Source organism: Paenibacillus sp. NRS-1781, from assembly GCF_050467745.1.
Lineage (GTDB): Bacteria > Bacillota > Bacilli > Paenibacillales > Paenibacillaceae > Paenibacillus > Paenibacillus terrae_A.
In genome coordinates this window covers 87,552-97,672 of record NZ_JBITPI010000020.1, presented here as the reverse complement: position 1 = coordinate 97,672, position 10,121 = coordinate 87,552, and the positions used below count along the sequence as shown (strand labels likewise).

Below are 10,121 nucleotides of genomic sequence, written 5' to 3'. Positions count from 1 at the left end.
ATCCAGTAGAGCGAAGAGCCTCTTTTTGTACAGGCATAAAGATGTAGTTTACTTATAACAATTAGGAATTGAGAAGGTTTTCTATGAATTTGAATAATGATATCATGTCATAACGAACTTGAACCGAGGTAAATTATGACAACCATTAAAGTGACACCGGAACAACTGATGTCTGTCTCCAATCAATTTGAGCTTGCACAGAAAACGCGACTCAGATGAATAATCAATTGACACAGCGCGGATAAATTCAGATTAGCGGATATGATGGAAGCGGGGAATATAGATGCAAGCTGCTTACCGCCTCCATCTAATTCATGTGCCGTTCCCGCTCCAGATACACGAAATGCGTTCCAGAAATCGGCGGATAGTTTGGCCGAGCTGGGGAATGCGTTTATGGAGGCTGCTGAGGACAGGTATGAAAAACGTTACGATGGCGTGGGCAGTTTTTTGGATTATTGGACGTTTGGTATTCCAAAAGGAATGTATCAGGGCTATATGGAACGTGCAGCTAAACAAGGGGATTCTTTTAATGATTTATTGAATTTCGGTACATGTGGCATAACAGGAACCATCCAGGGGGCGTTTGCTCCTACCAATGCCTAGTCGACGGAACATTGGGCCAATATGATTGGTGTAGCCGGGATGACCGGGGGAGTCAGTTCATTAATTAAGCCTAAAGTTGGATTGGGTACAACGGTTAAGTATGAAGGGGCAGTTGACCTACCGCAAATATCTTCGGATGGTTTACGTAATGAGTTGCCGCTCACTGATCTACAGAAAATAGAAATTATTCAGTATACTAAATCGTTAGATTTTCCCGAAGATAATATAATAATGAGTAGAACTGGTTTTTATGATGATTGGAATACAGGTATGATGTACGATAGATTTATTGTAAATACGGATGTATTACCAGCAGAAAATTCAGGAATTGGAACCTTGAGTGCTAATTCACATGTTTCAGCCAAGGCAACGATTGCCCATGAAATTGTGGGTCATTATGAGGCTTATAAGGCAGGAAGAGCATTTGATTTATATGATGTTACTACAGATACATTTAAGAGAAATTTTGCACTGGATGAAGCTCAAGCTAGTATAAGAGCAGCAAGATTTGCACCTGATTTAACATCCATAGAAAGAATGACACTACTGTGAGATGCTATTACCAGATTAAAAAGTGCCAATCTACGTATACGTGATGTAAAGGGTGACTCTTGATGCCCAAAATGAAGGCACAATTATAATGGGAACTAGTAAAGAATTAGATCATTTAACTCATCCAGAGATAAAAAAGATCATTGGTAATCAAATTCTCATCAAAAACACAGATCAAAATGAGATGGTTTTACGTGTTAGTTCTGTTCAAATTTCAACTTCAATGGCTGAAAGGAAAAATATTGGTATATGTATTGGTAAATTAGAATCCTCTAATCTTATTCAAGCAGGGGCAACTGTGTATAGATTGGAAGACAGATGAGTTTGAATTTTATTTTCATCGTATGGAGATCATAAAATAGAACTACTCAATTTATCTAAAGAAGAAATACGAGAGGGAAAAATAAGTGATGATCAATTGGTGGAATGTTTGGATATCCAGCATAATCAGGTACAGTGGAATGCTATAAGTCAGATCGATAAAAAAAGCTGTGTAATGCAAAATAATCGAAAAATTGAGATATATTAGCCAGTTCAGAGATCCCAAGATAAACAAGCTTTTGTTGAAAGGATTTCAGAGGGGATAAGTTAACATTTATGCGAAAAGCCCATTGGTGGGCTTCTCTTTTTATATAGGTGTACGCAATCATGAAAGCCGTTCTCTACCGACTCTCCGCGGCACCGTAGTCGTGTCCACCAGCATGGATCGGGCGCAAAGGGGGCAAGCTAAGCAAGCAATCAAGTGGATTTTTGAAAATGAACTGCTTATTTTGACAACACAATATTATGATGATGAGAGGGGTGTTTCTTGATGACAAATAGTAGAATGAATCCTAAGGTTGATGAATATTTAAGTAAAGCTAAAAAGTGGAAGGAAGAATTTGAAAAATTGAGAATGATCATTCTTGACTGTCAGCTGACCGAAGAATTGAAGTGGGGTGTTCCTTGTTACACCTCTCAGAAGAGGAACATAGTTTTAATACATGGATTTAAGGAATACTGTGCGCTTCTGTTTTTCAAAGGTGCCTTGTTACATGATGTCCATGGTGTTCTAATCCAACAAACGGAGAATGTACAGGCGGGGCGCCAGATTCGGTTCACCAATGTTCAAGAAATAGTTGCAATGGAAACCATCTTGAAGCCTATATTTATGAAGCCATTGAAGTTGAAAAAACCGGTTTGAAAGTGGATTTAAAAAAGAATACAGAATTCATAATTCCTGAAGAATTTCAAAATAAATTTGATGAAATCCCTGCCTTGAAAACTGCTTTTGAAGCATTGACGCCCGGACGGCAAAGAGCATACATTCTTTATTTTTCTGAACCCAAACAATCCAAAACTCGAGAGTCAAGGGTTGAAAAATATATGCAGCAAATTCTCAATGGAAAGGGATTAAATGATAGAACATAGCTCGGGACTATCAAGAAAAATATAAGTTATATGTAGTAATCTGAACTTGCTCCTCAATTATAAAAAGGGTGGGCTTTTTTCGCGTGTCAGCATCTTGTGCGAAAATATTTCATACCTAATAAAAGAGGAACCCTAAGCTGATAAAGATCTTATCAGTCCAGAGTTCCTCTTTTTAAAATCAATTCAATGCTGCTTTTGAGGAGAGTGTAATTCCTCCAGTGCTTCCTTCAGTGAAGGATATTTAAACTGAAATCCGTGCTCCAGCGCCTTGCGCGGGATTACTTTTTGACCATCCAATACAAGGGTACTCATCTCTCCGACTAGCTTTTGTACGAGAACGCCGGGAACGGGAAACCAGTGTGGGCGATGATATACCTCAGCCACGGTTCTACCAAACTGGTCGTTTGTCAACGGATGTGGTGATGAAGCGTTCACAGCCCCGGTGATATCCGGCGTATGGATGCAGTGGGTGATCAGGTGGACGATATCCTTAATATGAATCCAGCTCATCCATTGATGGCCGTTGCCTATTTTACCGCCGAATCCGAAGCTGTAAGGCAGCTTCATCAGTGGAAATGCTCCGCGTTTGCTGTCCAGCACAAGGCTGATACGCAGCTTGATTAACCGAGCTTCGGAAGGATAAGCGTTGGCGGCTTCTTCCCACTGCTCGACCACTTGAGACAGAAAGTCTTCCGAACGGCGCGGGCTGGTTTCATCGAACGTTTCAGTAAGAGATGTGCCGTAGGCGGCGACAGCCGAAGCCTGAATGATGACTTCCGGCTTTTTTTGCAGAGCATTTAGCGCTTGGGCCAATTTGGCAACAGGCAACAGGCGTGATTGGAGAATTCTTTGTCTGGACTTGTCCGTCCAGCGCTGATTCAGTGTTTCGCCTGCCAAATTAACGGCCACATCTGTGCCCTCTAATGCTTCCGGCTTTTGTTTCAGTTCGTTCCAGCTCATATATTGCAAGCGTGGGCTCGCTTCGTGACCTGCCATGGGTTTACGGGTGATTACCTTCACCGTATGCCCGTCGTTGAGCAGGCTTTTGGTCAGCGCACACCCTACTAATCCAGTACCTCCGCATATGACGATGTTCATGGAGTTCGACTCTCCTTCCGATTCGCAAAAAAATATGTATGTTATAGAATATAACCCTTTTCAAGAAAAAAACCTCATTCGAATGTACCTGTATATGCTAAAGGATGTCAATCCATGCTTTCATTTACCTCGTTTCCCTTCGTGTAATCCTGATTTGTGTGTGCACTACCATAAAAGCCATGTTGTTTGATTTCAATAATCACGTTAAAATGATTAAATCAAAATAAGATAAGCATAACAGAATAACAAGGATAAGGGGATGAAACCGAATCATGCTGAAAATTGGTTCTCATGTGTCCTTTTCGGACAAGGGTCTGCTCAGCGCTACAAAAGAAGCGTCTTCATACGGGTCCAGCTCGTTCATGATATACACGGGGGCACCGCAAAACACGCGTCGTAAGCCGATGGAATCCATGTATCTGGAGGAAGGCAAGCAGTTGATGGCTGAAAAAGGGATGGATGATATCGTGGTGCATGCCCCATATATTATCAATCTCGGCTCTTACAAGGAAAATACCTATGAGCTGGCAGTTAGCTTTCTTCAGGAGGAAATTCGTCGCACCCATGCGATTGGCGTGAAAAATATTGTGCTTCATCCGGGCGCTTTTACCGATAAGGATGCAGAGTACGGCATTCAGCGTATTGCTGATGGCTTGAACGAGGTACTGCACGGTGTGAGGGAGACGAATGTTAACATTGCGCTGGAAACGATGGCAGGCAAAGGCACCGAAATGGGACGTAGCTTCGAGGAAATTGCCTCCATTATAGATAAAGTAGAGCATAACGAGCGTCTTACTGTCTGTATGGATACCTGTCACATTCACGATGCGGGCTATGATATTGTGAATGATCTGGACGGTGTGCTGGAGCAATTTGATCGTATTGTCGGGCTGGATCGCATCGCAGTCGTTCACGTCAATGACAGTAAAAATCCGGTTGGCGCTCATAAAGATCGTCATACTCCGATTGGATCGGGCTGGATTGGCTATCAGACCATTCATAATGTGGTGCATCATGAAGCACTTCAAGGACGTCCATTTATTTTGGAAACGCCATGGATCGGAAAGGAAGCCAAAACTCAGCGTCCCATGTATGAGGTTGAAATCGCTTTGCTTCGCGGGAATGTGAAGGAGCGTTTTGGTGATGAATTTTTGGGTCAGGTAGAGCAATTGAATTCATTTTTCAAAAAGCAGGATGTGGATGTGCGAAAATTTGTGCTAGACACCTGGACGCTGCTGAAAAATGATGCCAAAGCGAAAAAGGCCGATCCGCGCGAGCCGCTGGAGCGTCTGTATGACATGATAACGGAAGCAGCACTGTTTCCAGAGTTGACCGAAGAACATATTAATCATCGTCTGATTGCCTGGTTTGCCAGCAGTCATTTGCCAGTGACGGTATAAGCCAAGGAGGATTTGTAGCCACATGGAACTTCACGTAAAACATCAGCCAAACAGTACTCAATCTGTGCATGAAAACCGTGCGCGTATGCTCGTATCCTGTCCTGATGGCCCGGGTATTGTAGCGGCCGTGTCTCGCTTTTTGTACGAGCATGGCGCCAATATTGTTCAATCTGATCAATACACGATGGACCCGTCCGGCGGTATGTTTTTTATGCGGGTTGAATTTGATCTGCCATACTTGAGTGAAGCCCAGCCCCAACTGGAGCAGGATTTTGCCGCGGTTGCAGAACAATTCCGGATGGAGTGGACGATTTCAGCGGTCAGCCGCAAGAAAAAGCTCGCTATTTTCGTTTCCAAAGAAGATCATTGTCTGGTGGAGCTATTGTGGCAATGGCAGGCAGGGGATCTGGACGCGGATATTTCTCTGGTGGTCAGCAATCATCCGGATATGAAGGAGTACGTGGAATCGTTCGGCATTCCGTATCACCATATTCCGGTGACCGCCGATACCAAACCGGAGGCAGAACGCCGTCAACTGGAGGTTATTGGTGAGGATATCGACGTCATTATTTTGGCCAGGTACATGCAGATTATTTCACCCAAGTTTATTGAGCATTATCGCAACCGGATCATTAATATTCATCATTCGTTCCTGCCTGCATTCGTGGGTGGGAAGCCATATGCCCAAGCCTATAATCGCGGTGTGAAAATTATTGGCGCTACCGCGCATTATGTAACTGAGGAACTGGACGGTGGCCCGATCATCGAGCAGGATGTGCAGCGGGTAAGCCACGGTGATGATGTCAATGAGTTAAAACGGATCGGTCGCACCATTGAGCGGGTCGTTTTGGCAAGAGCCGTGAAGTGGCATGCGGAGAACCGAATTTTGGTTCATGAAAATAAAACGGTCGTTTTCAACTGATTTTATATTTTTTAAAATGTAAAAGTTCATACTTCTTACAAGCAAAGCCCGTCGAAATGACGGGTTTTTTGCTTTTTTTCTATGGAAAACGGGTGTCAAAACCGGACAAAATACGTTATTTTTCGCGATTCTATGATTTTTTAAATGAGTTTAATACTTTGCGGGTATATTTAAATGAGGACCTGGTACGATTTTTCGACAACCATCTGTATAAACGATCTGGCAAACCTGCACGGCAAATGGTACAATATTTAAGGATGTATAAGTCATATTGAAACATTCAAGCAGATTTACTCACTTCAATGGGCGTCGTTTCTATATCGGACGGCGGTATTGGAGAGCATGACCGAATGCAATTGGCATACTTTTTACAATATGAGGAGGCAAACCATGACCGACCAGAATCAAGCGATTCAAAAGGATGAAAACTCCACGATCGACAATTTGTCCATTACGACAATCCGTACGCTGGCAATTGATGCCATCGAGAAAGCAAACTCAGGACATCCCGGCATGCCGATGGGTTCCGCGCCGATGGGCTACCAACTTTTTGCTAAAACGATGAATCATAACCCGAACCACCCTACATGGATTAACCGTGACCGTTTTGTACTGTCCGCAGGACACGGCTCTATGCTGCTGTACAGCCTGCTGCACCTGAGCGGCTATGATCTGCCTATGGAAGAACTGAAACAATTCCGCCAATGGGGCAGCCTTACACCAGGTCATCCTGAGTTTGGACATACCGCTGGTGTAGACGCTACGACCGGACCTCTGGGACAAGGTGTAGCTATGGCCGTTGGTATGGCAATGGCTGAAGCTCAACTGGGCGCAACCTATAATAAAGATCAATTTAAAGTTGTGGATCACTTCACATATGCAGTCTGCGGCGACGGCGATCTGATGGAAGGTCTGTCTCACGAAGCGGCTTCACTGGCTGGGCGTCTGCAATTGGGCAAATTGATCGTATTGTTTGATTCCAACGACATTACACTGGACGGCAAGCTGAACCTGTCCTCTTCCGAAAGTGTTGCAAAACGCTTTGAAGCTTACAACTGGCAAGTACTGCGCGTAGAGGATGGTAACGATCTTCCTGCGATCCAAAAAGCGATTGAGGAAGCACGAGGAGACTCCACACGTCCTACGTTGATTGAAGTGAAAACAGTCATCGGCTACGGAAGCCCGAACAAACAAGGTAAAGGCGGACATGGCGGTACTCACGGTTCCCCACTGGGTGCAGACGAAGCCAAGCTGACTAAAGAATTTTACAAATGGGTGTACGAAGAGGACTTCCATGTACCGCAAGAGGTTCGTGAGCATTTTGCTACAGTAAAAGAGCGCGGTATCGCAGCTAACAAAGCATGGGATGAGCAGTTCGCGAAATACAAAGCGGCTCACCCTGACCTGGCAGCTCAGTTCGAGACAGCCGTAAACGGCGACCTTCCAGAAGGATGGGACCGTGATCTTCCGAAATACACGACCGAAGATAAAGCAGTTTCGACTCGTGTGGCTTCAGGTAATGCACTGAACGGATTGGCTCCAAACGTACCGTTCCTGACTGGCGGATCTGCCGATCTGGAAAGCTCCACGATGACACACTTGAACAACCTGACGAACTTTACACCAGAAGACTATGCTGGCCGTAACATCTATTTCGGTATCCGTGAGTTTGGTATGGCTGCTGCAATGAATGGTATGACATTGCACCAAGGGGTAAAAGTATTCGGCGGTACATTCTTCGTGTTTACGGATTACCTGCGTCCGGCTGTTCGTTTGGCAGCTCTGATGGGATTGCCTGTTACTTACGTTCTGACTCACGACAGTATTGCTGTTGGTGAAGATGGCCCGACTCATGAGCCGATCGAACAATTGGCTTCCCTGCGTATTATCCCGAACCTGACGGTTATTCGTCCAGCGGACGGCAATGAAACTTCCGCTGCTTGGGCTTACACGCTGGAAAACAAGAAAAATCCGGTTGCTCTGGTATTGACTCGTCAAAACCTGCCAATTCTGGCTGCTACTGCTGAGCATGCACGCGAAGGTATCAAACGCGGTGCTTATGTCGTTGCAGATGCGACAGACGGCAAGCCGGTTGCTCAAATTCTGGCTACGGGTTCTGAAGTACAACTGGCTGTTAAAGCCCAAGAAGCACTGGCAGAACAAGGTATCCAAGTACGCGTTATCAGCTTCCCAAGCTGGGATCTGTTCGAAAAACAAGACAAAGCATACAAAGATTCCGTTCTACTGCCTGAAGTAAAAGCTCGTTTGGCTGTAGAAATGGCTTATCCACTGGGCTGGGAAAAATATGTCGGCGACCAAGGCGACATTCTCGGTATCAGCACATTTGGTGCATCCGCACCTGGCGACCGCGTCATTAAGGAATATGGCTTTACAGTTGAGAACGTTGTTAATCGTGTAAAAGCTTTGTTGAAATAAAACAATTTTTAAACAGACAGTCGTAACCTGAGCAAGGCTTACGGCTGTTTGTTTCATATATTAAGGGAATTTGCAGCCCTGTGTATTTTCATACTGAGGCTTGGAACAAATGTATGTTATGATCCATAAATATTCATTCAACCATTGATGAGCAGATGAGGGGATAACGAATGACACAGTTTGATGGAGTCAGCGTAGTTAAAAAAGCAAATGTATATTACGACGGTCAGGTCACAAGCCGTACAGCTATTTTGGGTGACGGCAGTAAGGTTACATTGGGGATTATGCTGCCGGGAACGTATGAATTCGGCACGGATTCTCGTGAGATCATGGAGATTTTGGCAGGGGATTTGAAGGTGCTGCTTCCGGATACTGAGGAATGGCTGGAAATACAGGGAACGGCAACGTTCCACGTGCCTGCGCAGTCTTCCTTCAAGCTGGAAGTACGAAGCGTAACAGATTACTGCTGCTCTTACCCAGAATAAGTAGTAAAAAGAGGGTAAGCACACTCGACTCTAAGTCAAGTGTGCTTACCCTATAAGCTATGCGATATGTACAAAAGCACAGCAACATGGTTAAAAGAAGAATGCGGCTTATTCGAGTGGCTTACCGCCAATAGTGTGGCCGATCCACGATTCATAGGTCTTCACGACAGCGGACAAGTCCTCGTCGCCGTAGCCTTGCGTTTGCCCGGCTTGAAACAGGCTTTTAGCAATGGACAGCATAGGTGTCGGGATGGACAAGCTATCCGTCAGCGAGGCAGCGAGCTTCAAGTCTTTGAGCATCAAGGCCAGTGAGAACTGGTTGCTGAAATCATGCTCGATGATTTTGCGTCCTTTCAGGTCAGCAGCCTTGCTGCCTGCCGATCCGAGCTGTACCAGCTCAAGGAAGCTTTCCGCCGGAATGCCGGACTTAGCAGCGATGGCGAAGCCCTCAGCCAGAGCGAGGTTGTTAATACCCACCATCGTGTTATGAGCAAGCTTGGCGATGGCTCCGCTGCCATTCGGTCCCATGTGAAGCACCTTTTTGCCCAGCGTATCAAAAACGTCCGACTGTGCGGCAATGGCCTCCGCGTCACCGCCAACCATGAACACAAGCGTGCCGTCTACAGCAGCAGGCTTACTGCCCGTTACTGGAGCATCAATGAAGGAACAGCCCAGCTTGTCCGCTTCGGTAGCTAGTTGTTTGACCAGCTCAGGTGAAATGGTGCTGTTGTCCATCACAGTTACACCAGACGTAAGACCGGCAAACACGCCGTCCTCGCCGTAGTAGATATCACGGATCGAGTGATCATCGCTGACCATGGTAATGACCAGCTGCTGGCCTTCAGCCGCCTCACGGGGCGTTGAAGCCGTATGCGCGCCTTGCTCTCCCAGCGGCTCGCAGCGTGAGGCGGTGCGGTTGTAGACCGTGACTCCATATCCCTGCTTCAGCAGGTTGGATGCCATCGGGGCGCCCATGGTGCCCAATCCGATAAATCCGATGTTCTTCATAGCTAATCACCTTTCTTGTTGGAGGTTGCCGTCCGATGCAGATGCGAGTTTGGCTAGATTTGACGGTTTAAATCAGTTGATCTCCGTTTATTGTAGCATGGGTATGCCACCCCATCTACTACACTAGGGTCTGGCAAGGCACCGGACATACAGGTAACGCAAGCTTGTCAGGCCCTGCAAATTAAAGTATCCTATTCCTAAGTCCTT

General features: G+C 45.6%; 7 protein-coding genes and 2 pseudogenes. 7 read left to right on the top strand and 2 right to left on the bottom strand.

Annotated elements, in window-relative coordinates; genetic code table 11:
- Window positions 1-135: 135 nt before the first annotated feature.
- The 3 genes and pseudogenes from ACIFO6_RS07840 (at window position 136) to ACIFO6_RS07830 (ending at window position 2,565) form a co-directional block, all read left to right on the top strand.
- Window positions 136-1,155 (top strand): annotated as a pseudogene (locus tag ACIFO6_RS07840) (WXG100 family type VII secretion target).
- A 52-nt stretch (window positions 1,156-1,207) separates the two neighbouring features.
- Window positions 1,208-1,477 carry a hypothetical protein gene (locus ACIFO6_RS07835; protein WP_430039736.1) on the top strand — a complete coding sequence of 90 codons (270 nt, stop codon included), beginning with the start codon at window positions 1,208-1,210 and terminating at the stop codon, window positions 1,475-1,477.
- Between the two features lie 489 nt (window positions 1,478-1,966).
- Window positions 1,967-2,565 (top strand): annotated as a pseudogene (locus ACIFO6_RS07830) (YdeI/OmpD-associated family protein).
- Window positions 2,566-2,748: 183 nt separating this feature from the next.
- On the opposite strand, the gene ACIFO6_RS07825 reads toward ACIFO6_RS07830, so the two are convergent.
- Entirely contained in the window at window positions 2,749-3,663 is a 915-nt protein-coding gene (locus ACIFO6_RS07825; RefSeq protein WP_430039733.1) for a TIGR01777 family oxidoreductase, read from the bottom strand.
- Between the two features lie 272 nt (window positions 3,664-3,935).
- On the opposite strand from ACIFO6_RS07825, the gene ACIFO6_RS07820 reads away from it, so the two are divergent.
- From ACIFO6_RS07820 to ACIFO6_RS07805, 4 genes are all read left to right on the top strand, one after another.
- A complete protein-coding gene (locus ACIFO6_RS07820; RefSeq protein WP_430039730.1) occupies window positions 3,936-5,063 on the top strand; it encodes a deoxyribonuclease IV in 1,128 nt (375 codons plus the stop codon).
- 22 nt (window positions 5,064-5,085) lie between these two features.
- Window positions 5,086-5,985, top strand: a complete 900-nt coding sequence (purU, locus tag ACIFO6_RS07815) for a formyltetrahydrofolate deformylase (RefSeq protein WP_430039727.1) — start codon at window positions 5,086-5,088, stop codon at window positions 5,983-5,985.
- A 390-nt stretch (window positions 5,986-6,375) separates the two neighbouring features.
- Window positions 6,376-8,421: a transketolase gene (gene tkt, locus ACIFO6_RS07810; protein WP_430039725.1), complete on the top strand. Its 2,046-nt coding sequence runs from the start codon at window positions 6,376-6,378 to the stop codon at window positions 8,419-8,421.
- A gap of 170 nt (window positions 8,422-8,591) precedes the next feature.
- Window positions 8,592-8,906 carry a pyrimidine/purine nucleoside phosphorylase gene (locus tag ACIFO6_RS07805; protein WP_430039722.1) on the top strand — a complete coding sequence of 105 codons (315 nt, stop codon included), beginning with the start codon at window positions 8,592-8,594 and terminating at the stop codon, window positions 8,904-8,906.
- Window positions 8,907-9,014: 108 nt separating this feature from the next.
- Here the strand turns inward: ACIFO6_RS07805 and ACIFO6_RS07800 are convergent, their stop codons facing one another.
- Window positions 9,015-9,914: an NAD(P)-dependent oxidoreductase gene (locus ACIFO6_RS07800; RefSeq protein ID WP_430039719.1), complete on the bottom strand. Its 900-nt coding sequence runs from the start codon at window positions 9,912-9,914 to the stop codon at window positions 9,015-9,017.
- Window positions 9,915-10,121: the final 207 nt, after the last annotated feature.

Excerpts from the sequence above, each read along its gene's own strand:
- ACIFO6_RS07825 (WP_430039733.1), bottom strand. The coding sequence starts at position 3,663 with ATGAACATCGTCATATGCGGAGGTACTGGATTAGTAGGGTGTGCGCTG.
- ACIFO6_RS07820 (WP_430039730.1), top strand. The coding sequence starts at position 3,936 with ATGCTGAAAATTGGTTCTCATGTGTCCTTTTCGGACAAGGGTCTGCTC.
- purU (WP_430039727.1), top strand. The coding sequence starts at position 5,086 with ATGGAACTTCACGTAAAACATCAGCCAAACAGTACTCAATCTGTGCAT.
- tkt (WP_430039725.1), top strand. The coding sequence starts at position 6,376 with ATGACCGACCAGAATCAAGCGATTCAAAAGGATGAAAACTCCACGATC.
- ACIFO6_RS07805 (WP_430039722.1), top strand. The coding sequence starts at position 8,592 with ATGACACAGTTTGATGGAGTCAGCGTAGTTAAAAAAGCAAATGTATAT.
- ACIFO6_RS07800 (WP_430039719.1), bottom strand. The coding sequence starts at position 9,914 with ATGAAGAACATCGGATTTATCGGATTGGGCACCATGGGCGCCCCGATG.